Below are 25,460 nucleotides of genomic sequence, written 5' to 3'. Positions count from 1 at the left end.
CACCGTCGGCGGCCCGGGCGACAGCGGCCCCGGCGGGAGCCGCTCCGGTGGCGGCGGCCGGGGCGGCCGGCGGCGTGCGCCCGCGGACGGCCGGCGGCGGATCGGGCGCCGGGCGGTGCTGATCGGCGGCGCCGCCGCGGTGGTCGGCGGCGGTGTGGCGGCCCGTGACGAGCTGGAGCGGTACTGGTACCTGATACCGGGCGTGGAGAAGCCGCGCAAGGAGGGCGAGCTGGACCACGCGGGCGCCCAGTGGGTCGCGGCCTCCCGGGCCAACTACCGCCGGGCGGACCGCCCGGAGGACTACACGATCGACCGCGTGGTGGTCCATGTCGTCCAGGGCAGCTACGAGGTGGCGCAGCAGGTCTTCCGCAACCCCACGCACGGCGCCGCCACGCACTACGTGGTCGGCAAGCGCGGCCAGGTGGCGCAGATGATCCGCGAGCTGGACGTGGCGTACCACGCGGGGAACCGCCCGTACAACGAGCGGTCGATCGGCATCGAGCACGAAGGCTGGGTGGACCGGCCGGAATCCTTCACGGACGCGATGTACCGCGCCTCGGCCGAGCTGACGGCCGGGATCTGCGCGCGGTACGGGATACCGGTGGACCGGGAGCACATCGTCGGCCATGTGGAGGTGCCGGGCACGGACCACACCGACCCGGGGCCGCACTGGGACTGGGGCCGGTATTTGAAGCTCGTACGGGAGGTGCGACTCCCCCGGGACGGTGCGACGGCCCCCGGGGCGACGTAGGCCCGCCCCGCCTGTCCGCGCGACCTCTTACTGGCTCGACCCGCGTACTCAGCTCAGCCCGGCGTTCCTGGCGCGGTCCACCGCCGGGCCGATGGCCTTCGCCACGGCCTCGATGTCGGCCCTGGTGGTGGTGTGGCCGAGCGAGAAGCGCAGGGTGCCCCTGGCCAGTTCGGGATCGCTGCCGGTCGCCAGCAGGACATGGCTCGGCTGGGCGACCCCGGCCGTACAGGCGGAGCCCGTCGAGCACTCGATGCCCTGCGCGTCGAGCAGGAGCAGCAGGGAGTCGCCCTCGCAGCCGGGGAAGCTGAAGTGCGCGTTGGCGGGCAGCCGGTGCTCGGGGTCGCCGCCGAGGACCGCGTCCGGCACGGCGGCCCGGACGGCCTCGACCAGTTCGTCCCGCAGCGCCCCGATGTCCCGGGCGAAGTCCGCGCGCCGCCGTGCGGCGAGTTCGCCCGCGACGGCGAAGGCGGCGATCGCGGGGACGTCGAGGGTCCCGGAGCGCACGTGCCGCTCCTGGCCGCCGCCGTGCAGTACGGGTACGGGGCTGTGCTCACGGCCGAGCAGCAGCGCGCCGATGCCGTACGGCCCGCCGATCTTGTGGCCCGACACGGTCATGGCGGCGAGCCCCGAGGCGCCGAAGTCCAGCTCGGTCTGGCCGAACGCCTGGACCGCGTCCGAGTGCGTCGGCACCCCGAACTCGGCTGCCACCGCTGTGAGTTCGGGCACGGGCAGGATGGTGCCGATCTCGTTGTTGGCCCACATGACGGTGGCGAGGGCGACACTGTCCGGGTCGCGCTCGATCGCCTCGCGCAGGGCCTCGGGCCGTACCCTGCCGTACGCGTCCACGGGCAGGTACTCGACGGTCGCGCCCTCGTGCTCGCCGAGCCAGTCGACGGCGTCGAGGACGGCGTGGTGCTCGACGGGGCTGGCCAGCACTCGTGTCCTGGCGGGGTCGGCGGCGCGGCGCGACCAGTACAGGCCCTTCACCGCGAGGTTGTCGGCCTCCGTGCCGCCGGAGGTGAAGACCACCTCGCTGGGCCGGGCGCCGAGAGCCGCCGCGAGCGTCTCGCGGGCCTCCTCGACGGTGCGGCGGGCCCGGCGCCCGGCGGCGTGGAGCGAGGACGCGTTGCCGGCGCGGGCGAACTGGGCGGTCATCGCCTCGATCGCCTCCGGCAGCATCGGAGTGGTCGCTGCGTGGTCGAGGTAAGCCATGGTGATCCCGATTCTACGAGCCGTACGCGCACGGTGACGCCGCCGGTGGCCGGGACCCCGGACCGGGCCCGCCCGGCCCCCGGCCGCCGCCCTCGCCGCCCCGTCGGCTCAGGCGCGCGGTGCCCGCGCCAACTGGCGGGACTGGCACACCAGCCGGTCCGCGCTGTCCCAGACCTCCGCGTCCTCCTCCAGGAAGCCACCCGCGAGGTTGCGCGTCGTGATCGCCACCCGGAGCGGGCCGGGTGCCGGGCGGCAGCGGATGTGCACGGTCAGCTCGACCGTCGGGGCCCAGCCCAGCAGGCCGAGGTCGAACGCGGTCGGCGGCAGCGCGTCCACCGCGAGCAGCAGCGAGACCGGGTCCGGGGCGCGCCCGTCCGCGAAGTCGAACCAGGCCCGTACCTCCCCCCGGCCCGACGGCTCGCCGAGCGCCCAGCCGACGGTGGCCGGGTCGAGCCGCAGCGAGAGCCGGCCGGCCAACGCGAAGTCGCCGGGCAGCGGCGGACCGTCGTCGGGCGAGACACACCGCTCCGGCGGCGGCATCACGGGCGGGGTCGCCGATGTCCGTACGTCGTCGGGCAGGGCGGCCAGATCCCCGTACGAGCCGAGCACCCGGATCCGCTCGACCTCCCGGCCGTCCTCGCCCGTCTGGAACAGCGACGCCTGGCCGGTGGCGAGTGTGCGCCCGGCACGGACCGTCTGCGTCCGTATGACGGCGGGCCCCGGTACGGACGGCGACAGGTAATGCGCGGAGAGCGCGAACGGGTCGGGATGCGGCAGCGCGTCCGCCAGCGCGCGCCCCAGGACGGCCAGCAGGTAACCGCCGTTCAGGACGTTCGCCACCGTCCAGCCCGGCGAGAGGTCGGTGTCGTACACGCCTTCCCTCGCCGTGTTCTCTCCCGCCGCGTTCTCCACGGTCTCACGACGGGTGACGACCGTGCTCCGGTCGAACTCGCCTTCACCGACCGGTGCGTGGGTGACCGACGTCGGGGCGCTGGATGTCTGTGCCATGGCAGAACACGCTACAACACGGCTTTACTGAGCGGTAGCTTAGGCTGATGAACATCATGTGACGCATACGGCGAGGGCCCGTGGGTCCGGTGTGTGAACACCGGACCCACGGGCCCTCGATCTTCGCAGCGACCGCGCGCCCGCCCGACTGGCGACTACTCGCCACCACTCCCGCCGTCGGACGCCTCGGTCTCCTCGGCCTTCGTGTCCCCCTCGGCCTTCGTGGACTTCTCGGCCTTCGTGGACTTCTCGGCCTTCGGGGACTCCTTGGCCTCCGCCAGTTCCACCGTCTCCCGCGCGCCCGCGCCGCCCGCCCCGGGCGCCTGCTCGGGCGCGTTCTCCGGGTGGTGGCAGGCCGCCTGGTGGCCCGGTGCCAGCTGGATCAGCGGCGGCTCGGTCGTCCGGCAGACCTCCGTCGCCTTCCAGCACCGGGTGTGGAACCGGCAGCCGCTCGGCGGCGAGATCGGCGACGGCACGTCACCCTTGAGCAGGATCCGGTCGCTCTTGCCCCCGCGCCGGCTCGGGTCCGGCACCGGCACGGCCGACAGCAGCGCCTTCGTGTACGGGTGCTTGGGCGACTCGTACAGCGAGGTGCGGTCCGCCAGTTCGACGATCTTGCCGAGGTACATCACCGCGATCCGGTCCGAGACGTGCCGGATGACCGAGAGGTCGTGCGCGATGATCACGTACGTCAGGCCCAGCTCGTCCTGCAGGTCGTCCAGCAGGTTCACGACCTGCGCCTGGATCGACACGTCCAGCGCCGAGACCGGCTCGTCCGCGACCACCAGCTTCGGGTTGAGCGCCAGGGCGCGGGCGATGCCGATGCGCTGGCGCTGGCCGCCGGAGAACTCGTGCGGGTAGCGGTTGTAGTGCTCCGGGCTCAGGCCCACCAGCTCCAGCAGCCGCTGGACCTCCTTCTTCACCCCGCCCTCGGGCTCGATGCCCTGGAGCTTGAAGGGGGTGCCGACGATCCCGCCGATGGTGTGGCGCGGGTTCAGCGAACCGTACGGGTCCTGGAAGATCATCTGGACGTCGCGGCGCATGGGCCGCATCGCCCCCGCGGACAGGTGCGTGATGTCCCGGCCCTCGAACTCGACCTTGCCGCCGGTCGGTTCGAGCAGCCGGGTGATCAGCCGGCCCATGGTCGACTTGCCGCAGCCCGACTCGCCCACGACGCCCAGCGTCTCCCCGGGGCGTACGTCGAAGCTGAGCCCGTCGACCGCCTGGACCGCCCCCACCTTGCGCTTGAGGACGCCCTTGGTGATCGGGAAGTGCTTGACCAGGCCGGTGACCTTGAGCAGCGGTTCGACCGTGTCCCGGCCGCCGTCCTGGTCGCCGCCCCGGGCCCCCTGCTGCGGAATCGTCTTCTTCGGCTCAGTCACAGCTTCGGCGCAATCTCTTCGGTCCAGATCCGTTCCCGCTCCGCGGGCGACATGTGGCACGCGGAGTGGTGTCCGTCCGTGACCAGCCGCAGCTCCGGACGCTCGGTGCGGGTGATGTTGTCCTTGGGGACGTCGGCGTACGGGCAGCGCGGGTGGAAGGCGCAGCCGGACGGGACGTTGATCAGGCTGGGCGGGGTGCCCTTGACGGGGACGAGCCGGTCGGTCTGCTCCCGGTCGATCCGGGGCATGGAGCCCAGCAGACCCCAGGTGTAGGGGTGCTGGGGCTGGTAGAAGACCTTCTCGGCGGAGCCGCGCTCGATGCACCGGCCCGCGTACATCACCAGCAGTTCGTCCGCGATCTCGGCGACGACGCCCAGGTCGTGGGTGATGATGACGACCGCCGAGTGGAACTCCTTCTGGAGGTCCCGGATCAGGTCGAGGATCTGCGCCTGGACGGTCACGTCCAGCGCGGTCGTCGGCTCGTCCGCGATCAGCAGTTCGGGGTTGTTCACCAGCGCCATCGCGATCATCGCGCGCTGGCGCATGCCGCCGGAGAACTGGTGCGGGTAGTCGTTGAAGCGCCGGGCCGGCTCGGGGATCCCGACCCGGTCGAGCATCTCGATCGCCCGCTTCTTCGCTGTCTTCTTGTCGACGGCGTTGTGGACGCGGTACGCCTCCACGATCTGCGCGCCGACGCTGTAGTACGGGTGCAGGGCCGACAGCGGATCCTGGAAGATCATCGCCATCTTGTGGCCGCGCAGCTCGCGCACCCGGTCCGGGCCGGCCTCGACCAGGTCCTCGCCGTCCAGCCAGATCTGGCCGGAGATCCGGGCACGCTGGGAGTTGTGCAGGCCCATGATCCCGAGGGAGGTCACGGACTTGCCGGAGCCGGACTCGCCGACGACGCCGAGGGTCTGGCCGGCCTTGAGGTCGAAGCTGACGCCGTCGACGGACTTCACCAGGCCGTCGTCGGTGTCGAAGTGGATCCGCAGGTCCCGTACGGACAGGAACGCGTCGGAGGGGGCGCCCGCGGGCTTCGCGGCGGCCGTCTCCGAGCCCGCGCCCGCGCCCGTACCGGTGTCCGTTCCCTCGCCGGTGTCCGTGTCCGTCTTGCGCACGTCGCTCATGAGAGCCTCACCCGGGGGTCGATCGCGGCGTACACGAGGTCCACCAGCAGATTGCAGACAACGATGAAGAAGGCGGCGACCAGGGTCACGCCCATGACGATGGGCAGGTCGCTGCGGGTCACGCCCTGGATGGCGTACTGCCCCATGCCCTGGAAGGAGAAGACCGTCTCGGTGATGACCGCGCCGCCCAGCAGCAGCGCGAAGTCCATGCCGAAGATGGTGACGAGAGGCGTGAGCGCGGCGCGCAGGCCGTGCTTGACGACCACCTGGCGCTCCCTGAGGCCCTTCGCCCGCGCGGTTCTGATGTAGTCCTCGCCCATCGTCTCCAGCATTCCGGCCCGGGTGAGCCGGGCGTAGAGCGCGGAGTACAGGAAGGCGAGCGTGCACCAGGGGAGGATCAGGTTCCAGGCCCACTCACCGGGGTTCTCGGTGAACGGGACGAACGTCAGCTCCTCCCAGATCGTCCAGTGGAAGGCGAACAGGGCCATGGAGACCATGCCGGTGAAGAACATCGGCAGCGAGACACCGGCCAGGGCGACACCCATGGCGATGCGGTCGAAGATCGATCCCCGCTTCAGCGCGGAGAGCACGCCGATGGCGACACCGGACAGGACCCAGACGACCGCCGCGCCGATGGCCAGCGAGAGCGTGACCGGGACGCGCTGGAGGATCTCCGGCCAGACCTCGACGTGCGTCTTGAACGAGTAGCCGAAGCACGGTGCGTTGCACACCGAGGGGTTGGGGCCGAAGTTGTACTCGGCGCCGACCACGATGCCCTTGACGAAGTGCCAGTACTGGAGGTAGACGGGCTGGTCGAGCCCCAGGTTCTTCTTGATCGCGGCGATGGCGTCGGGATCGGCGCCCTTGCCCACGTACTGGGCGGCCAGCGAGTCGACGGTCTGCCCGCCGAGGCGGGGGACCAGGAAGAAGATCGCGAACGTGACTGCGCTGACCACCAGCAGCAGCAACACCGCGGCGAAGACGCGTCGGATGATGTACGCAGCCACAGCCGTGCGGTGTCGGGTCGCGCGGGCGGGATACGCCCGCGCGACCCGACACCTTCACCTGCCTTTCGGGGGGTGCTGATTGATGTACAGGTGCGTGTTACGAGAGGTACGTGATGACGGGACGGCCGTTACCGGCCGAGCCGGCCCTTACTTGGCCGAGCCCATCAGCACGTAGTCGTACATGCCCAGGTACGCCTCGGCGACCGTCACATTGGTGGCGGACTCGGGACGGTAGAGCAGGTTCTTCTTGTAGAAGAGCGGCACGACGGAGGCGTTCTCGGCGACCAGCTTGTCGACCTCGCCCCACTTGGCCTGGCGCTGGGCGTCGTCGATGGTGCCGATGCCGTCCTGCAGCGCCTTGTTGATCTTCGGGTCGTCCAGCTCCATCAGGTTGGTGCCACCCGAGGGCTTGATCGCCGAACCGTTGACGATCTGGTCGAGGTAGCCGAAGCCCGACGGCCAGTCGGCGCCCCAGGCCATCATCATCATGCCGGCCTTGTTGTCGTGCACCCACTTGGGCGAGCCCGCGAAGTCGGTGAAGTACTTGTCCGCCGGGAAGGTCTTGATCTCGGCGGTGATGCCGACCTTCTTCAGGCTCTCCTGGAGCTGGGTGGCGGCGGTGACCTCGTCGGGACGGTCGGAGCGCGCGGTCAGCACGGTCTTGAAGCCGTTCGGCTTACCGCACTTGGTCAGGTGCTCCTTGGCCTTGGCCGCGTCGCCCTTGCCACCCGCGGTCGGGTACGTGTCGAACTTCGTGTACCCGCTCACGGACGGCGGGATCAGCGTGGTCGCCACCTCGCCCTTGACCTCGCCGCCGATGGCGTTGACCATGCCGGCCTTGTCCGCGGCGTACTGCACGGCCTTGCGGCAGTCCGCGTTGTTGAACGGCTCGACGTTGACGTTCAGCGCCAGGTACTGCGTGGCACCCGCGTACGGGTTGTCCGTCTTGGCCTTCTCGGCGGGCTTGACGAGCACCTTCGGCTGCGTCTTCGACTGGAGGCCGGTGCCCGCGATGTCCGCCGTGCTCGTGTCGGCCAGCAGGTGCTCGTCGACCGTGGTGGCGTTGACGTTGAACTTCAGCTCGATCTTGTCGGGCAGCGCCTTGCGGATCGGGTCCGACTTCGGGTCCCACTGCGGGTTGCGCGACAGGGTCGCGCCCCGGCTCTCGCTGTACGAGTCGAACTTGTACGGGCCCGAGGAGACGATCTTCTGGACGTACTCGGCGCCCTTGTCGGCCGCCCGCGGCACCGGGGCCGTCTGGGAGAAGGCCGCGAGGTAGTCCATGTCCGCGAACGGCTTGGCCAGCTTGAAGACGACCGTGTACTTGTCCGGGGTCTCGATGGACTTGATGCCCGCCTCGGACTTGTCCTTGTAGGGACCCTTGTACTTGTCGCCGCCCTCCAGGTAGGCCTTGAAGTACGTGGGGCCGTTGGACAGGGCCTCGGGCGCGAAGTTGGAGCGCTCGACGGCGTACTTGACGTCCTTCGCCGTGATCTCCGTGCCGTCCTCGAACTTCACGCCCTTGCGGATCGTGTACGTCCAGGTCTTGGCGTCGGGGCTGGCCTTGCCGAGCGAGGTCGCGAGGTCGGGGACGACCTGCAGGCCCTCCTTGCCCGGGGCGGGCTTGAAGGTGACCAGGGTACGCGCGTAGAGCCGGGAGAAGTTCTGCACCCAGCCGTAGTACGTGTTGCCCGGGTCCAGGGAGTCGGGGCCACTGGAGTGCTCGTAGGTGACCGTGCCCCCCTTCTTGTCCGACGCGTTGACGATGCCGGTCAGCCCGGCGTCGGCCTTGGCGGAGCCGCCCCCCTTGCCGTCACTGTCCTTGTCGCTGCTCCCGCAGGCGGTGGCACCCAGGGCCAACGCGAGCGTCACGGCGATGGCCGATGCCGTCTTTCTGTTGTTCATCTCTGAGGAAAGCCCCCTCGGTTGACCGGTTGCGGCAGGGCCGCGATTACTTGCCACGCGGGTCGAGCGCGTCACGCAGCCCGTCCCCCAGCAGATTGAAGGCCAGCACGGTGACGAAGATCGCCATGCCGGGGATGATCATGAACATCGGGTCGACCTGGTACAGGTCCACCGCGGTGGAGAGCATGCCGCCCCAGGACGCCTGCGGCGGCGCGATGCCGACGCCGAGGAAGCTCAGGGACGCCTCGAAGAGGATGTTGGTGGGGATCAGCAGTGTCGAGTAGACGAGGATCGGCGCGATCAGGTTGGGCAGCAGCTCGCGGAAGAGGATGAACGGGCCGCGCGCGCCCAGCGACCTGGCCGCCTCCACGAACTCCCGCTCCCGCAGGCTCATCGTCTGCGCCCGCACGATCCGCCCCATGTACGGCCAGTTGAAGAAGCCGATGACGAAGATCAGCACGGCGATCCGCAGCGGCAGGCCCTCCAGGCCGAACGCGTTGCCCTGGAGGGAGGCCGAGATGGAGATCGCGAAGAGGAGGAGCGGGAACGCCAGGAAGGTGTCCATCATCCGGCTGATCGCGCTGTCCACCCAGCCGCCGTAGAAGCCGGCCACGACGCCCATGATCACGCCGATCACCACCGACAGCAGCGTGGAGCCGGCGGCGACCACGAGCGAGACCCAGGAGCCCTCGATGATGCGGGCCAGGATGTCGCGGCCGGTCTGCGGCTCGACGCCGAGCGGGTGGTCCCAGCTCATGCCGCCGAAGCTGCCCTTGGGGGCCAGGAGGGTGGGATCGACCAGATCCTGGTTGAAGGCGTTGGGGTCGAGCCCGAAGACCGCCTGGATCGGCTTGGAGAGCGCGGCGACGAGAATCAGCAGGACCACGACCACGCCGCCGGCCATGGCGACCTTGTCCCGCTTGAACCGCGTCCACGCGATCCGGCCGAGCGAGCGGCCCTCGATCTGCTTGCTCCCGGCGCCCTCCAGGACCGCTTCCGGCTGCGCCGTGGCCGCCGACCCGGTGGTCTCGATAGGTGCCGTCATTACGCTGGAGACCCCTCTCGGCCGACGGTGGCCGGCCCATGACCGCCGCTGTAGCGGCTCGTTCGCTGTCCGTGTGGAGCAAGTGACCCCACCACGGCGGGAACTGTGTTCTGTCAGCGCGTCGCACACAAGGCCGGGACAACTTGCTTGACGGAGTCTTCTGCCACGGCGCGATCACCCGCCAGCCCTCACGGGGAATGGTTGCCCAACCGTGATGCGATCAGAGGATTACCGTTATGCGGACGTGGAAATCACGTCAGCGGACCAACCCGGCCACTATTCCCCCACATCAAACATCGGGCGCAGATACTTCCAGAGAGCCTGAAAAAGGGGCGAATTACCGCACCTGACGACCTTTTACGTGACGCCCAGCCATCGCGTCGCCGCCGTGAGTGCCCGAGGCATGTGGTCCGGACCATCGGCGCACGGGTGCGGTGTGCGGGTCGGGACGCGGCTCAAAATGTGCGCTGCGGGAGCGGTACGGGTGGAGGGGCCGAGGGGCCGCGACGGCGTCCTCGCCACGCCGGAGCGGACCCGTATCGCGCGGCGGGAACCCTCCGGCGCGAGGAGCGGACATCAAGGGCGGGCTGCCGGGGCCCGGGAACCACGGGCCGAGGCGTCGAAGGTCGCGATGCCGGTGGCCGCGGCGCCGAGGGCGGGACGTCGAGAGGCCGCACGCCGAGGAGCGACGGAACGCCGAGGGGCGGACGGCCGAGAGCGGGACGCTCCAAGGCCCCGGCGGGGTCAAGACCGGGCGAGGGCACGAGCGAGACGGCCCCGGGCGCCCGCGGCCCCGGCTCAGAACGCGTGGGACGCGGGCGGCGGGTAGCCATAGCCCGGGGCGGGCGCGGCGGCGGGCGCGACATGCGCCTCGCGGTCGTAGAACGGCCGGGAGTTGGCCCGCAGCCACATCGTGACCGGGTCGTACTCGTCGGACATCGCGACGGTGGAGACGGGCAGTCCGTCCGGCACCGCCGAGACGGACTGGCTCATCATCGAGCGCACGGAGTCGACGGACGCCGGGCTCGTGTCGTACAGGTCGAGGCCGATCGCCAGGTACGGGGCGCCGAGCGACGGCTGCACCCAGGCGCGGCGCAACGAGCGGACGGCGGGCGTGCGGTGCGCGTTCTGGGTGAGCAGGGCGTAGAACTGCGGCAGCTGGATGGCCGGCTCGGACAGCCGCAGCGGCCCGGCGGGCATCCGGTCCAGGCCGGTGGCGATACGGCGCAGATCGAGCCACGGGATGCCGACGCCACCGCCGGCGGCGTGCGGATTGAGCCAGATCCCCCACCGGTCGGGATAGAGGATCCGGGCGATGTCCCGGCCGGAGACGATCTCGTGCGCCCGGGTCCAGCCACTGGCGGCGAGCTCCTGCCCGGAGGTGACGCAGGGGGCGTAACCCAGCCCGTCGACCTCCATGTTCCCGTACTGGGCGTCGGGGGAGCCGGCCTGGCCGTGCCAGAGCAGCATCCAGACGCCGCCGTCGGCGAGGGCGTGCAGGAGCGCCTCGTACGCGTCGTAGCGGCCTGGGGTCACCTGGCGCAGCATGTGCTCGACCTGCCCGGCCGCCGCGGTGCCTGACGCGCTCACTCTGGGTCCCGCCCCTCTTCGTTCCACCATGTCCGCCCCCGCGGGGGCCTCCGCCGGCCCGCACGACGGCAGGAGTCCCCAAGGTGTACGGCGCGGCGGCACCGCTTTCGCGGCACGCCCCCGTCATGAAACCAGCTTAGGCGGCCCTCACGGCACCGACTTGACGCCGGATGCGCCCGCCGCGTAGGCGGAACGGGACGGACGGTCCGCCGCAGACGTACCCGCGACGCGTGACGGTATCCGTGACGGAGGCCGGAAGTGGTCCATACCTTCGCAGGATCTACGCGGTTCCTCCCCGAGACGGCCACCTCAGCGCCGTAGGTACCCTCGCCGTACGCCCCCTCACCGTACGACCGCCTTGTCCGAGGCTAACGCTGGTAGAAGGGCCGCACCTTCGCCAGCAGCCAGTCGGCGACCGGGTCCTGGGCCAGGTCCAGCAGGACCAGGTTGACCGGCCAGGCGACCTGCGCGCGGCCGAGCGCGCGGCCGAGCGCGTCCATCGGGGCGTTGCGGTCGCCCGCCTCCCAGGACGAGAGCTGGACGCCGACGACCAGGACCGGCGTCTCCCCCTCGACGCTGGCGAGGGCGCGGCGGGCGCTGACCACCATCCCGGTCGCCTCGAACTCGGCCGCGGCGGCGGAGAGGAAGTCGACCGGGTCCTCCTGCCAGTCCGGCTCGAAGAGCCGCACCCGGCCGCCGCTGGCCGGACCGTCGAGCGGCGTCCGCCCGACCCGGCACAGCTCGGCGACGGCCCCGGGAGGCAGCGGCACGCCGACGGCGCCGCCGGGATTGACCGCGATTCCGAGCTGCGGGGGCAGGCCGCGGGCGAAGTCCCGGGCCGGGGCCACGGTGAAGGACATGTGGGGGCCCACGCACTGGCGGAACTGCTCCTCCGAGCTGAACACCGGCACGTACGCGGCGCCGTCGATGTCGACCGTCGGCAGGTCGAGACTGCGGCTGTCGGGACCACCGCCGTTGGGCAGCGGCACCCAGATCCGACTCCGTCCGAGCACTTCGACGAGCCGTCCGCCCGCCGCGTCACTGCCGAGCGAGGCGACCAGTACCTCTTCCAACTCGTTGCCCGGCCACGCTGTGTTCACTGTTTACCCCTCCGCGCCGAAACCTGCCGGAGCACCCTAACGCCGCGCGTGCGAGCGGTGCAGCCACCCGGCGGGCGCCCGGGCGTCCGCACCACACCGCCCCGCTGACCGCCCCACTGTCCGCCTCGTTCACCGCCGCGTGCCCGGGGCCGGGAACATGATGCGCGCCAAGGCCGTCGCCGAGGCCCGGTCCAGGAGCACGGCCGAGGCGCAGCCGGGCGGCAGGCGGCCCTCCTCCGCGTCCGCCAGGAGACGGCCGACCGCTCCGCGATGGCGGGCGAAGGCGTAACCGGAGACACCTCTGCCGCGCTCCCGCTGCCCCGCTCGGGCCACCTCCGCGGGGACGTCCAGCAGGACGAGGTGCAGGCGGGACCCGCGCGCACGGGCCTCGCGGGCGAGCCAGCGCCGTACCCACGACTGCGTGCCGCAGTCGTGCACGACGACGCTCCCGCCCGAGCGCAGCGCGCGCCACAGCCTCGCGTAGTGGGCGATCCGGACCAGGGGGCGGTAGACCGCGTACGGCAGCACGGCCGGCAGGCGCCGCTCCCAGCGGTCCCTGGTGTCCTGGGAATCGATGGCACGTCCCTCGGCCGCCCGCCGGATCAGCGTCGATTTCCCGCTGCCCGGCAGACCGGAGACCACGACCAGGTCCCCCTGCGCGAACGCCAGTCCCTTGGGCGGTCCGCTCCGTCCGCCCCGTCCGTTCCGTCCGCCGCGTCCGCTCCCGCTTCCGCGCAGGTCCCGGACCACGGCCGGCACGCCCTCGGGCCGCCCGGCGCCGCCCGGCACGGCAGCGGGTGAGGCGACAGCGGACGGCACCGCGGCGGACGAGGCGGCAGCGGACGACACCGGGGCAGCGGACGGGACCGCGCCGGACGAGGCGGCAGCGGACGACACCGGGGCAGCGGACGGGACCGCGCCGGACGAGGCGGCAGCGGACGGCGCGGGCAGCGGCGCGGACAGCACGGCCTTCGCGCCCTGCGCGGCCGATCCCCCGGAGGCCACCGGCACACCGACGCCACCCGCCGGCGCCCCGCCCGCTGTGTCCCCCGCGTCCGTCTCCGCCTCGGCCCCCTCCCCGGCCCCCGCCTCCGTCACATACGCGCCGGACCCCTGCGACATCATCGCCGTCCCCCTGTCAGCTCAGTCGACCTGGTCCCCAGAACCCTTCCCCCGAAGTGTAAAGAAATGGCAATGCGCCACAACCCTTTCCGGCCGTGGCGCCCCTACGCCACGAACACCTCGCACCGTTCCACACGCCGGCCCGCCGTCCGTGGTTCCCGCCGGGTTCCCGGCGGCCCGCCGCCTCGCGCCGCCCTCACCGACCGGCGGATTCCGCCCGTTTCCCACCGGCCTCACCACTCCGTCCCCGCACATGCGATGATGTGCCCGCCAACTGCATACCGGCCGTTTGAATCCACGCGGGAGAGTCCCGGTCGCCGTGTGCGCCGGGCGCCGAAGGAGCAAGTACCTCCCTTGAATCTCTCAGGCCCCGTACCGCGTGGATGAGGCAGATCTGAAAAGCGGGCCGCGCTCTCGTGGCCCCACCCAAGGTGCAAGTCACGCCGCCCCGCGACGGTGTACGTGTCCGGCGTACACCACGTGTGTCCCCGTGGTCGTGACGAACCTCTCAGGTTCCGATGACAGATGGGGAGGGCCGATCGCAGCCTGTCGCCCCGTCGCCCGTCATCCCGACTCTCGCCTCACGCCCTGGGAGCCCCACCGATGAGCACTGTCCCCCCGAGCCCGACCCCCCGTACCCCCCGCAGGACGGCGCTCGACGCCGTGCACCGCGCGCTGGGCGCGACCATGACCGACTTCGCGGGCTGGGACATGCCCCTGCGGTACGGCAGCGAGCGGGACGAGCACCAGGCGGTCCGTACGAGGGCCGGCCTGTTCGACCTCTCCCACATGGGCGAGATCACCGTCACCGGCCCCGCCGCCGCCACGCTCCTCGACTACGCGCTGGTCGGCAACATCGGCGCCCTCGCCGTCGGCCGGGCCCGCTACACCATGATCTGCCAGGAGGACGGCGGCATCCTGGACGACCTGATCGTCTACCGCCTCGGCGACGAGAGGTACCTGGTCGTCGCCAACGCCTCCAACGCGCAGACCGTGCTCGACGCGCTGACCGAGCGCGCGGCCGGCTTCGACGCCGAGGTCCGCGACGACCGTGACGCGTACGCGCTGCTGGCCGTCCAGGGCCCCGAGTCCCCCGGCATCCTGGCCTCGCTCACCGACGCCGACCTGGACGGTCTGAAGTACTACGCGGGCCTGCCCGGCACCGTCGCGGACGTCCCCGCGCTGATCGCGCGCACCGGCTACACGGGCGAGGACGGCTTCGAGCTGTTCGTCGCGCCCGAGCACGCCGAGCGGCTGTGGCGGGCGCTGACCGAGGCCGGCGAGGGCGTGGGCCTGGTCCCCTGCGGCCTCTCCTGCCGGGACACGCTGCGGCTGGAGGCCGGCATGCCGCTGTACGGGAACGAGCTGGGCACCCACCTCACCCCCTTCGACGCGGGCCTCGGCCGGGTGGTCAAGTTCGAGAAGACGACGAACGGTGGCGAGTTCGTCGGCCGGATGGCCCTCGCGACCGCGGCCGAGCTCGCGGCGGTCTCCCCGCCGCGCAAGCTGGTCGGCCTGGTCGCCGAGGGGCGCCGGGTGCCGCGCTCCGGGTACCACGTGATGTCCGGCAGCGCGACCGTCGGCGTGGTCACCTCCGGCGCCCCCTCCCCCACGCTGGGCCGGCCGATCGCCATGGCGTACGTGGACGCCGCGCACGCCGCCCCCGGCACGGCGGGCGTCACGGTCGACATCCGCGGCTCGCACGAGCCGTACGAGGTCGTGGCACTGCCGTTCTACAAGCGCCGCACATGACACTGCGACCGATGACACCGCGGCCGATGACACCGCTGACACCGCGGCCGTGCACGCGCACGACGCCCGCGGCCGGCGCCGTGTCCCTCGTGGCCGCCGATGCCGGCCGAGAGGTCGGTCGTCGTCTCGGTTCGTGAGACAGCCGTTCCGTAATTCCGCACCACACCCCCGCGTACAGGAGAATTCAGGTCATGAGCAACCCCCAGCAGCTGCGTTACAGCAAGGAGCACGAGTGGCTGTCGACCGCCGAGGACGGCGTGGCGACGGTCGGTATCACGGAGTTCGCGGCGAACGCCCTCGGCGATGTCGTGTTCGCCCAGCTCCCGGAGGTCGGCGACACGGTGACCGCGGGTGAGACCTGCGGCGAGCTGGAGTCGACCAAGTCCGTCAGCGACCTGTACTCCCCGGTGACCGGCGAGGTCACCGCGGCGAACCAGGACGTCGTGGACGATCCGTCGCTGGTGAACACCGCTCCCTTCGAGGGCGGCTGGCTGTTCAAGGTGCGCGTCGCGGACGAGCCGAAGGACCTGCTCTCCGCCGACGAGTACACGGCCTTCTCCAACGGCTGACCGCGAGGGGGCTGCGGCGGCCGGCCACGAGAGCCGACCGCGGCAGCCCACCGCGGCAGCCCACCGCCCCCGGCGCGGCAGCGACCGCCCCCGGTACCCATCAGCATCAGCATTCAGACACCCAGGGACTGAGATGTCTTCGAAGCCGCTTCTCACCGCCTCGCTCCACGAGGTCGACCCCGACGTCGCCGCCGCCGTCGACGCCGAGCTCCACCGTCAGCAGTCCACCCTCGAAATGATCGCCTCGGAGAACTTCGCTCCGGTCGCGGTCATGGAGGCGCAGGGCTCCGTGCTGACCAACAAGTACGCCGAGGGCTACCCGGGCCGCCGCTACTACGGTGGCTGTGAGCACGTCGACGTCGTCGAGAAGATCGCGATCGACCGCGTCAAGGCGCTCTTCGGCGCCGAGGCCGCGAACGTACAGCCGCACTCGGGCGCCCAGGCGAACGCCGCCGCGATGTTCGCGCTGCTGTCCCCCGGTGACACGATCATGGGCCTGAACCTGGCGCACGGCGGCCATCTGACCCATGGCATGAAGATCAACTTCTCCGGCAAGCTCTACAACGTGGTCGCCTACCACGTGGACGACGAGACCGGCCAGGTCGACATGGCCGAGGTCGAGCGCCTCGCCAAGGAGTCCCGGCCGAAGCTGATCGTCGCCGGCTGGTCCGCGTACCCGCGCCAGCTGGACTTCGCGGCCTTCCGCCGGATCGCGGACGAGGTCGGCGCGTACCTGATGGTCGACATGGCGCACTTCGCCGGGCTGGTCGCGGCCGGTCTGCACCCCAACCCGGTGCCGCACGCCCATGTCGTCACCACCACGACGCACAAGACGCTCGGCGGCCCGCGCGGCGGTGTGATCCTCTCCACGAAGGAGCTGGCGAAGAAGATCAACTCTGCCGTCTTCCCCGGTCAGCAGGGTGGCCCGCTGGAGCATGTCATCGCGGGCAAGGCGGTCTCGTTCAAGGTGGCGGCCTCGGAGGAGTTCAAGGAGCGCCAGCAGCGCACGCTGGAGGGCGCCCGGATCCTCGCCGAGCGCCTGGGCCGGCCGGACGTCACCGAGGCGGGCGTGTCCGTCCTGTCCGGTGGTACGGACGTCCACCTGGTCCTCGTGGACCTGCGGAACTCGGAGCTGGACGGGCAGCAGGCCGAGGACCGGCTGCACGAGGTCGGGATCACGGTCAACCGCAACGCCGTCCCGAACGACCCGCGCCCCCCGATGGTCACCTCCGGTCTGCGCATCGGCACGCCGGCGCTGGCCACCCGCGGTTTCACGGCCGGGGACTTCACCGAGGTCGCGGAGATCATCGCGGCGGCGCTGAAGCCGTCGTTCGACCGCGAGGCGCTGGCGGCCCGGGTCACCGCGCTCGCCGAGAAGCACCCGCTGTACCCGAACCTGTGACCGGCGGGCGGTAGCGGCAGCCGCGCGCCGCGCGGACCGTACCCCGGTCCGCGCGGCACCACACCCGGTCCGCGCGGCACACCCGGTCCGCGCGGCACCACGCACCGACCGGCACCCGCCGGGCCGCTCCACCCCCGCGGCCGGCGGCGTTCCACCCACCAGCAAGGAGTCATCCCGTGGCCATCTCGGTCTTCGACCTGTTCTCGGTCGGCATCGGCCCGTCCAGCTCGCACACGGTCGGCCCGATGCGCGCGGCTCGGCTGTTCGCCGCCAGGCTCAAGAACGAGGGCCTGATCGCGCACACCGCGTCCGTACGGGCCGAGCTGTACGGCTCGCTCGGCGCGACCGGCCACGGCCACGGCACCCCGAAGGCGGTCCTGCTCGGCCTGGAGGGCGAGTCGCCGAGGACGGTGGACGTGGAGGGCGCCGACGAGCGGATCGAGGCCATCCGCGCCGGCGGCCGGCTGAACCTGCTCGGCGTGCACGAGATCGCCTTCGACGCCGACGAGGACGTGGTCCTGCACCGGCGCAAGGCCCTGCCGTACCACGCGAACGGCATGACGGTCCGCGCCCACGACGCCGAGGGCGGCACGCTGCTGGAGAAGACGTACTACTCGGTGGGCGGCGGCTTCGTCGTGGACGAGGATGCCGTGGGCGAGGACCGGATCAAGCTGGACGACACCGTCCTCAAGTACCCGTTCCGCACCGGCGACGAGCTGCTGCGGCTGGCGCGGGAGACGGGCCTGTCGATCCCCGCGCTGATGCTGGAGAACGAGAAGGCGTGGCGCACGGAGGACGAGATCCGGGCCGGGCTGCTGGAGATCTGGCAGGTGATGCGCGCCTGTGTCTCGCGCGGCATGTCCCGCGAGGGCATCCTCCCCGGCGGTCTGAAGGTCCGCCGCCGCGCCGCCCACTCGGCCCGCCAGCTCCGCGCGGAGGGCGCCCCGAGCACCCACGCGATGGAGTGGATCACGCTCTACGCGATGGCCGTCAACGAGGAGAACGCGGCGGGCGGCCGCGTCGTGACCGCCCCCACCAACGGCGCGGCGGGCATCATCCCGGCGGTCCTGCACTACTACATGAACTTCGCGGCGGGCGGTGCCACGGAGGAGGAGAAGGAAGAGGGCGTGATCCGCTTCCTCCTCGCGGCCGGCGCCATCGGCATGCTCTTCAAGGAGAACGCCTCCATCTCGGGCGCGGAGGTCGGCTGCCAGGGCGAGGTCGGCTCGGCCTGCTCCATGGCCGCCGGCGCCCTGGCCGAGGTCCTCGGCGGCACCCCGGAACAGGTCGAGAACGCCGCCGAGATCGGCATGGAACACAACCTCGGCCTCACCTGCGACCCGGTCGGCGGCCTGGTCCAGATCCCCTGCATCGAACGCAACGGCATGGCCGCGGTGAAGGCCGTGACGGCGGCGAAGATGGCCCTGCGCGGCGACGGCAGCCACAAGGTGTCCCTCGACAAGGTCATCAAGACGATGAAGGACACGGGCGCGGACATGTCCGTCAAGTACAAGGAAACGGCCCGCGGCGGCCTGGCGGTCAACATCATCGAATGCTGAGCCCCCGCGCCGCAGCAGCCGAATAGCTACGCATGCCCCAATCGACTGACCCATCTGACGGCCCCGCCAGGCAGCGAGCCGGCCGCCGAGTAACTGGTGGCGACGAGCAGGCCGCTCATCTCAGAGGGCTGAATTGCCAGCCCCGTCTGGCGTGTAGCGCATAATGTCTCACATGACCTCTCTCGCCCCCACAGACAATCAGGGCCTACTGCGTTTTCTGCGGAGATGGTACGGCGCTCCTAAATCACCCAATCCTAGATTAGAGGAATCACCTGAAACACCTAGAGAGCTTGTCGAGTGGCATGAAATCTCCGCCCAGTGGAACGGGGCGATCGCATCATACAACTACGCCATCCCTCTGACGGAACTAGCAGTAGAAGACGGAAAGGTTCCGTTCTGGGTTGAGAACCAAGGAACTCGGGTTTGGGCATTCGACCCGAACGACGAAGATCACTCCGTGTACGAGCGAGAACCGTCCGACGAACCGGCCCCTTGGAAGCGGACCGGCGAGCGGCTCTCAGAATTCTTGATTCACGCCACAGTCTTGGAAGCCATCCTGGGTGCTCCTGCAACGAAGATCACGCAAGGAGTACAAGCGTATTGGCTCTGGTCCCAGGAAGGGGTTCGTGAATTCCCCTTCCCTGCATGGAACTGGCCAGCCCCCGGTTCACGGATCCTCATCGGCGAGAGCTGGCTTGCTCTCGTCCACCCGAGCGACGACCCTGAGGCGGGTCAGGACATCACCCTGGCAGCGATTGCGCCAGGGGATCTTGCTTGGGCAGAGAACCTAGCAGGAGTCAAGTGGCGCTCCTACTCTGGGGTTCAGGACTACACAACCGATGAGCCACTCCCCTGGTAGGTAACCAGAACATTAATTGGCGGCCGGTCCAACCGGATCGGCCGCCAATTAATTCCCTTGACTCAGTCAGGAAGTCCGGTGAATTTCTCAGTCCTCCGTGGCGATATCACCCACAGTTGAGCACCCTTGGGCAACATGCCAGGCAAGGTACTTTTGCATGTTGGACACACCCCCGTCGGATAGTCGATGTAGAGCACGGCCTTTCTGATGCCTGGGTTCATGCGCAAGAACGCTGCCGCGCGCGTCTCCACATGCTCTCCGTTGGCCTTCGCCCTGCCCGGAAGATTCTTGAGGAGCCCTGACTGCCCGCCTGGACCACTGATCATCGGAAGCTGATCGTTTCCGACATCAAGGATTCCCACTGTGCGCCGAGGGTAGTCCTTCTGCAAATCCTTCAACGCCGGGCCACAATTTGAATTGTGAACCAAGACCGGTGTAGCCCCCGCCAGCACATAGTACGTGTGCTGCGCGACCTCTCTCTACCTGCGTTTTCGCAGGTCAAGTGATATTCGGCGGTCCGCTGAGGTGCGGTTCGGCCGGGTTTGTTCGTGGTTGTTGCCGTCACTACTGCCGTCAAGGGTCTTGACCAATCAGGCAGGGTTGGGGCCCCGCGGCGGCTCGGCCGTCCGCCGGTTCGGCAGTGCGGGCCGGGGCGGGGTGGGAAGGGTGCGCCGCCCGGAGGGGCAGGCTTCGCTCCCCGTCGGAGGCGACGCACCGACAGCCCGTTTCTGGTCATCTGTAGAGCAGCGCCCGGACCGCTACCCGCTACCCGCTACCCGCTACCCGAGCCAGGACATCCGAGCTACTGTGGATGTCATGACGACGGCCTACGAGGACGTACCCTTCAGCGAGCTGCTCCACCACCCCGCTGCCACCGCCCGGCGCCTGGACGCGGTCCGCGCACTACGCCTGCGCCGACGCGACGCGGGCGACCTAGCGCTCATTCACGCCGACCAGCTGGCGCAGGACTCCACCGTGGTCGACTTCACCGCCCGCCTGCTCGCCGGGCTGGTCCGCACCGAGAACCTCGCCGCACTGCGACAGGCCCTGCCTGATGCCCTGCCCTGGTCGGTCTTCCTCCCGGAGGACGACGTCGAGGCGATGCTCGGCGAACTCGTGGATACTGCCCGCGGGGCTGCTGCGCTGGAGAACTTGGCTCCCATCGCGCTGCTGCTGGCCCAGTGGCGGCACAGTGCCGAGATCTACGCCGACCCGGCCCTGCACGCCTTCCTCACCCGCGAGCCCGACGGCGACCTCGGCCCTGTCCCCGTCCCCGAAGGCGAGACCACCGAGTGAGCCCCAAGCGCGGTGACCGCGCGGCCCCACCCCCGAACGGCGACGAATTCGACCTCCGCTTCGCCAACACCGAGGCGGCCAACGGCTGGGACCACCTCTCCCGCCACGCCGCAGGCAACCTCCGCCGCGCCTTCGACAAGATCCGATCCGCCCCGCGGGCCGCCGACGACCCCGAGCGCCACCACCGCCTCAAGGGCAAGCTCGGCGCTACGGCCTGGAAGGGACAGACGTTGGAGCGATGGCAGTACGAGGTCACCGGCGGCGGCCGCATCTGGTACCTGGTCGACGACGCCAACCGCACTGCCTGGATCACCTACGCAGGCACCGGACACCCCAAAGCCACCGACTGATCGCCCTTCACCTCCTGTCCACCTGCCGCAGCCACGATCCGCGCGGGTGTTGGCGCGGCCTTGGGCCGGTGGCCTGCCCGATCGAGGGCCCCGCCGCGGGCAAGTGGGCGGCCCGGGGGCTTTCAGCGGCTCGGCGCTCGACTTCCGGGGCGGCCCTCGGTCGACGTGCGGCGGGGCTGGTGCGTCGGTCAGTCCGGCCACCAAGCAGATTGCCGCTCCGGCAGTTCTGGATCACACCCGGCTGCTGGGGCGGCTCGCCACCTGCGGCGTAGCTGGCCTCCCGATTGAACGGCGAGCTCGTCGGCGACAGCGGCCAGCCTCGGCGGGCGGGGCCCGCCTTGAACCTCGTAGAGAAAATCTGAACGCACGCCCCCGGCCCCCCGGCCCGCCGATGTGGCAGGTCAGCGGCCCCGCCCGCCGCCACCCGACTCCAGGGCCTCAACGCGGCCACGAAGGTCGGCAATCTGCTGAACAGCCTCGGCCAGCGCCAGCTCCAACGTCTCGATGCGGGCCGCCGTCCCGGCGGCGGGGGCGGTCACTTCCTCGTGATCGAGGTCATGCGCGTCGGCCTGGTCGTAATGGGCGACGAAGGCGCCCTTGCCGGGGCGCGATACCGCCCAGCCGTCCTGCTTCAGCAGGGCCATGGCCTTCTGCACGGTCAGGCTGGAGGCCCCGAACTTCCGCATCAACGCAGTCTGCGTCGGCAGCGCGTCGCCCGGCTTCAGCCGCCCGGAGTGGATCTGCTCCCGCAGGGTCTCGGCGATGACCTCGAACGTCAACTGCACCCCACCGACCGCCGGCCTGCGCCCGCGCCGCGTCGCCATTACGCCCGCCACCCCGCCGCCTTCCGTGCCCACTATCAGCTATTTCCGGCCCGTCCCAACCGGGAAACCGGCCCCACACTACCCGCGTCCCGCCGCCCACAGAAAGGAATGAGGAGGGATGCACTTAAATGCGCCCGGGGGCCGATGTTAACGTCACGCACCCGCCGGTGATCACCACCGCGCCCACGCCGCCCAGACCCCGCCGGTCGGCGTCCGCGCCCACCCACGAGGCGCCCGTTTCCCTGTGAGCCGAACGCTTCGGCCTGCCCACGCACCCCGCGCCGCCCCTCTCACGTTCCGCCTTCCGCCGAAAGGCTATCCACCCATGCCCGCACAGCTCCAACTCCCGCCCCCCGCAAGCACACTGTCTGCCGCCTGGAGGTACGCCGCACCAACCGCGCCGCCCACCCCACCACACGGCACCACCGACGCGTCCGCCAGTCGGCATTCGGCACTGGAGCGCCGCGCCAGGCTCACCGCCAAGCTGGCGAAGCTCGCCGCCACCGGCCACCTCGCACCCCTCGCACGACAAATCAGCACGCTCGGCGGGTGCGCGCTCCCGATCCGCCTCGCCGGGCACCGCACCCGTCTGGACAGCGCGACTGGCGAGATCCTCGACCACCTCGACTCCGGTCAACTTCCGGCGGGCGAACTGCTGGTCCGCTGCGGCAACCGCCGCGCCACCCGCTGCCCCGCCTGCTCCACTGTCTACCGCTACGACACCTACCAACTCATCGCCGCCGGACTGCGCGGCGGAAAAACCGTCCCCACCAGCGTGGCCGCGCACCCCCGCGTGTTCGCGACCCTTACCGCGCCCGGCTTCGGGCCCGTCCACAACCAGCCCGACACCGACCGCTGCCACTGCGCCCAGGTCCACTCCGACGACGACCGGCTGCTGGGCACCCCGCTCGACCCCGAGCGGTACGACTACACGGGCGCGGTGCTGTGGAACGCGCACGCCCCGGCCCTGTGGGCCCGCTTCACCACCCACCTGCGCCGGGAGATCGCCAAGGCCGCCGGCCTCACCCAGCGCACGCTGCGTCACCACGCCACACTCTCCTACGCCAAGGTCGCCGAATACCAAAAACGCGGCCAAGTCCACTTCCACGCCGTCATCCGACTCGACGGACCCACCGGCCCCGGCAGCACCCCGCCCGCCTGGGCCACCGTCCAGCTCCTCGACCACGCCGTCCGCGCCGCCGCCACACGCACCCGCGTCCACCACGAGGGCGAACCGCCGAAGCACCCGGAACCCGTCGGACACATCCCCGCCTCCTCGCCTCAAGGTTCCAATTCGGCGGGGCGGTTGGTGTTCCGGTTCGGGCGGCAGATCGACGTCCGCGCGATCCGCGGCACGGACTTCACCGGAGACGGCCCGGTCACCGACCGACACGTCGCCGCCTACATCGCCAAGTACGCCACCAAGGGCGCCGAGACCACCACCGGCACCCTCGACCGCCGCCTCCGCCTCCTCGCCGAACTCGCCAAGTACGACATCACCGACCACGCCCGCCGCATGATCCACACAGCCTGGCACCTCGCCACCAACCGCCGGCACGCCCACCTCCGCCTGCGCCAATGGGCCCACATGCTCGGCTTCCGAGGCCACTTCTCCACCCGCACCCGCCACTACTCCACCACCCTCGCCCACCTCCGAGCCGAACGCACCGCCTGGCGAACCCGCCGACCCGACACCCAGACCCCAGCCCCGGCGTCGGCTGAGCCGCAGGCCGGTCAGACGGACGGCAGGCCGGTCGGTGAACGCGCCGGACACCCCACTGACCTGCCCCCCGGTCACCGCAACATCGCCGGTCAGCACGTGGACTCGGACACGACCCTGGTTGTCTCCCACTGGCAGTACGCCGGAACCGGCCTCCTGCCCGAACTCGAACACCTCGCCAACCTCCTGACCGCGACGCGACAAACCCGGCCCCGGCAACCGCTCCGAACTCGGCGCTCGGCGCGTTCCGGTGACCGCGTCGGTCACTCCGCCGGTCACCCGGTCGGTCACTCCACTGACCGGCCGACCGGTGCCGACCTGACGGGCGCCGTCACGTGACCGCCGGCACGGAACTCCTCACCGTCCCCCAGGTCATGCAACGCCTCCAACTCGGCCGCACCGCCGTCTACGACCTCATCCGCACCCGCCAACTCCCCTCCATCACCCTCGGCCGCGCCCGCCGCATCCCCGCCCACGCCCTCACCGACTTCATCCACACCCGCCTCGACCAGGAAGCCGCCGCCTGATGGCCACACCCCGCGATACCCCCGCCTCCCGCCGCGTCCGCGCCAACGGCGACGGAACCGTCTACCAGCGCAAGGACCGCCGCTGGGAAGCCGCCGGATACGTCCTCGCCCCCGGCAACACCCGCAAGCGCGTCCGTGTCTACGGCACCACCAGAAAGGAGGCCCTGGCGAAGCTCACGGAGAAGATCGCCGCCAGCAACCGCGGCCTCCCCGTGCCCTCCGCGCAGGGCAGCGTGGCCGCGTACCTGACGTACTGGCTCGACGCTGTCGCCGTTCACCAGCTCCGCGAGAACACCCACACCCGCTACACCGCCGTCGCCCGGCTCTACCTCATCCCCGGCCCCGGGCGGAAGAAGCTCGCCAAGCTCACCGCCAAGGACGTGCGCACCTGGCTCAACCAGCTCCGCACCACCTGCCAGTGCTGCACGCGTGGCCTCGACACCGACCGCGATGAGCCCCTCTGCTGCGCCGCCGGAAGATGCTGCGCAAGGCGGCTCTCACCGCTGACCCTGGCCTACGTGCACTCCGTCCTCAAGTCCGCCCTGGAGCACGCGGTACGTGAGGAGGAGATCCCGCGCAACGTCGCCCGCAACGTCCGTACCGGCACACCTCGCCCCCGCCGCTTCGAACCCCTCACCGCCGACGAAGCCCGCCAGTTCCTCACCTCCGCGCACGAACACCGCTTGCACGCGCTGTTCGAACTCGCTCTCCACACCGGACTCCGCAAGGGCGAACTCCTCGGCCTGCGCTGGGAGGACCTCGACCTCGACACGGGCACCGCCGCCATCCGCCGCACCCTTCAGCGCACCGGCACCGGCGGACTCACCACGCTGCCCACCAAGACGCGGGCCTCCGAACGCCGCATCGCCCTCCCCGCCCGCTGCCTCCGCTCGCTGAAACGCCACCACGAAGAGCAGCAGCGCGACCGTGACACGGCAGGCGCCGAGTGGCAGCACAACGGGTACGTGTTCACCACGCCGCAGGGAAGGGCGATCGACCCGACCAACCTCACCCGGACCTTCACGACGCTCCTCCGCAAGGCCGGCCTCCGCCGCATCCGCTTCCACGACCTCCGCCACTCGACCGCCACCCTGCTCCTGGAACAGGGAGTCGAACTCGTCGTCATCAAGGAACTCCTCGGCCACGCCCACATCGGCGTCACAGCCACCGTCTACGCCCACGTCCGGCTCCGCCTCCAGCGAGACGCCATCGACACCCTCAGCACCACCCTCGGCAGCCCGGCGATCGCCGAAACGGTCAGCGCCGACGGTGACGAACGGCCGCCCTGCGCGGCCCTTGTCCGCTGACGTTGCCGTCAACTACTGCCGTCAGGCAGGAACGAACTAACCTAAA

The 25,460-nt window shown here is 70.8% G+C and carries 23 protein-coding genes and 1 riboswitch; of the genes, 11 read left to right on the top strand and 12 right to left on the bottom strand.

The features are described 5' to 3' along the window. Positions 1–100 precede the first annotated feature (100 nt). Complete coding sequence (locus ACU6P3_RS24610) at positions 101–751, top strand: N-acetylmuramoyl-L-alanine amidase (RefSeq protein WP_447198059.1); 651 nt, start codon at positions 101–103, stop codon at positions 749–751. Between the two features lie 48 nt (positions 752–799). Here ACU6P3_RS24610 and ACU6P3_RS24605 read toward each other — a convergent pair whose 3' ends face one another. From ACU6P3_RS24605 to ACU6P3_RS24560, 10 genes are all read right to left on the bottom strand, one after another. Continuing rightward, on the bottom strand, positions 800–1,963 hold the full coding sequence (locus ACU6P3_RS24605; protein ID WP_447194149.1) for a cysteine desulfurase family protein: 1,164 nt from the start codon (positions 1,961–1,963) through the stop codon (positions 800–802). 108 nt (positions 1,964–2,071) lie between these two features. Next, the gene (locus ACU6P3_RS24600) at positions 2,072–2,971 is read right to left on the bottom strand and encodes a thioesterase family protein (protein WP_447194148.1); all 900 of its coding nucleotides are present in this window, start codon (positions 2,969–2,971) and stop codon (positions 2,072–2,074) included. 155 nt (positions 2,972–3,126) lie between these two features. Continuing rightward, complete coding sequence (locus tag ACU6P3_RS24595) at positions 3,127–4,353, bottom strand: ABC transporter ATP-binding protein (protein WP_447194147.1); 1,227 nt, start codon at positions 4,351–4,353, stop codon at positions 3,127–3,129. Then, on the bottom strand, positions 4,350–5,480 hold the full coding sequence (locus ACU6P3_RS24590; protein WP_447194146.1) for an ABC transporter ATP-binding protein: 1,131 nt from the start codon (positions 5,478–5,480) through the stop codon (positions 4,350–4,352). The genes ACU6P3_RS24595 and ACU6P3_RS24590 overlap by 4 nt, the downstream gene beginning before the upstream one ends. Beyond that, on the bottom strand, positions 5,477–6,487 hold the full coding sequence (locus tag ACU6P3_RS24585) for an ABC transporter permease (RefSeq protein ID WP_447194145.1): 1,011 nt from the start codon (positions 6,485–6,487) through the stop codon (positions 5,477–5,479). The genes ACU6P3_RS24590 and ACU6P3_RS24585 overlap by 4 nt, the downstream gene beginning before the upstream one ends. A gap of 147 nt (positions 6,488–6,634) precedes the next feature. Continuing rightward, a complete protein-coding gene (locus ACU6P3_RS24580) occupies positions 6,635–8,392 on the bottom strand; it encodes an ABC transporter substrate-binding protein (protein WP_447194144.1) in 1,758 nt (585 codons plus the stop codon). A 46-nt stretch (positions 8,393–8,438) separates the two neighbouring features. After that, a complete protein-coding gene (locus ACU6P3_RS24575; protein WP_344285148.1) occupies positions 8,439–9,437 on the bottom strand; it encodes an ABC transporter permease in 999 nt (332 codons plus the stop codon). 798 nt (positions 9,438–10,235) lie between these two features. Further along, complete coding sequence (locus ACU6P3_RS24570; protein WP_447194143.1) at positions 10,236–11,027, bottom strand: enhanced serine sensitivity protein SseB C-terminal domain-containing protein; 792 nt, start codon at positions 11,025–11,027, stop codon at positions 10,236–10,238. Between the two features lie 368 nt (positions 11,028–11,395). After that, complete coding sequence (locus tag ACU6P3_RS24565) at positions 11,396–12,127, bottom strand: enhanced serine sensitivity protein SseB (protein ID WP_447194142.1); 732 nt, start codon at positions 12,125–12,127, stop codon at positions 11,396–11,398. Between the two features lie 129 nt (positions 12,128–12,256). Beyond that, positions 12,257–12,976, bottom strand: coding sequence for an AAA family ATPase (locus ACU6P3_RS24560; RefSeq protein WP_447198058.1), 720 nt, complete (start codon positions 12,974–12,976; stop codon positions 12,257–12,259). 563 nt (positions 12,977–13,539) lie between these two features. Beyond that, positions 13,540–13,637, top strand: a riboswitch (glycine riboswitch). A 215-nt stretch (positions 13,638–13,852) separates the two neighbouring features. Here ACU6P3_RS24560 and gcvT point away from each other — a divergent pair. From gcvT to ACU6P3_RS24535, 5 genes are all read left to right on the top strand, one after another. Beyond that, positions 13,853–15,001, top strand: coding sequence for a glycine cleavage system aminomethyltransferase GcvT (gcvT, locus tag ACU6P3_RS24555; RefSeq protein ID WP_447194141.1), 1,149 nt, complete (start codon positions 13,853–13,855; stop codon positions 14,999–15,001). 191 nt (positions 15,002–15,192) lie between these two features. Beyond that, positions 15,193–15,570, top strand: a complete 378-nt coding sequence (gene gcvH, locus ACU6P3_RS24550) for a glycine cleavage system protein GcvH (RefSeq protein ID WP_447194140.1) — start codon at positions 15,193–15,195, stop codon at positions 15,568–15,570. A gap of 133 nt (positions 15,571–15,703) precedes the next feature. After that, on the top strand, positions 15,704–16,972 hold the full coding sequence (gene glyA, locus ACU6P3_RS24545; RefSeq protein ID WP_447194139.1) for a serine hydroxymethyltransferase: 1,269 nt from the start codon (positions 15,704–15,706) through the stop codon (positions 16,970–16,972). A 176-nt stretch (positions 16,973–17,148) separates the two neighbouring features. Continuing rightward, a complete protein-coding gene (locus ACU6P3_RS24540; RefSeq protein WP_447194138.1) occupies positions 17,149–18,531 on the top strand; it encodes an L-serine ammonia-lyase in 1,383 nt (460 codons plus the stop codon). A 172-nt stretch (positions 18,532–18,703) separates the two neighbouring features. Continuing rightward, complete coding sequence (locus tag ACU6P3_RS24535; protein WP_447194137.1) at positions 18,704–19,390, top strand: hypothetical protein; 687 nt, start codon at positions 18,704–18,706, stop codon at positions 19,388–19,390. Positions 19,391–19,452: 62 nt separating this feature from the next. On the opposite strand, the gene ACU6P3_RS24530 is transcribed toward ACU6P3_RS24535, so the two are convergent. Continuing rightward, the gene (locus ACU6P3_RS24530; RefSeq protein ID WP_514414749.1) at positions 19,453–19,752 is read right to left on the bottom strand and encodes a DddA-like double-stranded DNA deaminase toxin; all 300 of its coding nucleotides are present in this window, start codon (positions 19,750–19,752) and stop codon (positions 19,453–19,455) included. A 454-nt stretch (positions 19,753–20,206) separates the two neighbouring features. On the opposite strand from ACU6P3_RS24530, the gene ACU6P3_RS24525 reads away from it, so the two are divergent. Next, positions 20,207–20,686, top strand: coding sequence for a hypothetical protein (locus ACU6P3_RS24525; RefSeq protein WP_447194136.1), 480 nt, complete (start codon positions 20,207–20,209; stop codon positions 20,684–20,686). Continuing rightward, positions 20,683–21,036, top strand: coding sequence for a hypothetical protein (locus ACU6P3_RS24520; RefSeq protein ID WP_447194135.1), 354 nt, complete (start codon positions 20,683–20,685; stop codon positions 21,034–21,036). Before ACU6P3_RS24525 ends, ACU6P3_RS24520 begins: the two co-directional genes overlap by 4 nt. Before the next feature lie 401 nt (positions 21,037–21,437). On the opposite strand, the gene ACU6P3_RS24515 is transcribed toward ACU6P3_RS24520, so the two are convergent. Further along, positions 21,438–21,893, bottom strand: coding sequence for a winged helix-turn-helix domain-containing protein (locus ACU6P3_RS24515; protein ID WP_447194134.1), 456 nt, complete (start codon positions 21,891–21,893; stop codon positions 21,438–21,440). A gap of 292 nt (positions 21,894–22,185) precedes the next feature. Between ACU6P3_RS24515 and ACU6P3_RS24510 the strand changes: the two genes are divergently transcribed. Genes ACU6P3_RS24510 through ACU6P3_RS24500 form a run of 3 tightly spaced genes read left to right on the top strand, consistent with a single transcriptional unit; the run spans position 22,186 to position 25,414 of the window. Then, complete coding sequence (locus ACU6P3_RS24510) at positions 22,186–23,919, top strand: replication initiator (RefSeq protein WP_447194133.1); 1,734 nt, start codon at positions 22,186–22,188, stop codon at positions 23,917–23,919. Then, a complete protein-coding gene (locus tag ACU6P3_RS24505) occupies positions 23,916–24,107 on the top strand; it encodes a helix-turn-helix domain-containing protein (protein ID WP_447194132.1) in 192 nt (63 codons plus the stop codon). The genes ACU6P3_RS24510 and ACU6P3_RS24505 overlap by 4 nt, the downstream gene beginning before the upstream one ends. Then, entirely contained in the window at positions 24,107–25,414 is a 1,308-nt protein-coding gene (locus ACU6P3_RS24500; protein WP_447194131.1) for a tyrosine-type recombinase/integrase, read from the top strand. Before ACU6P3_RS24505 ends, ACU6P3_RS24500 begins: the two co-directional genes overlap by 1 nt. The last annotated feature ends 46 nt before the right edge of the window (positions 25,415–25,460 follow it).

The organism is Streptomyces hebeiensis, assembly GCF_052983195.1.
Note: the sequence above shows the minus strand (reverse complement) of the source record. Positions and strands in the feature narration are given on the sequence as shown.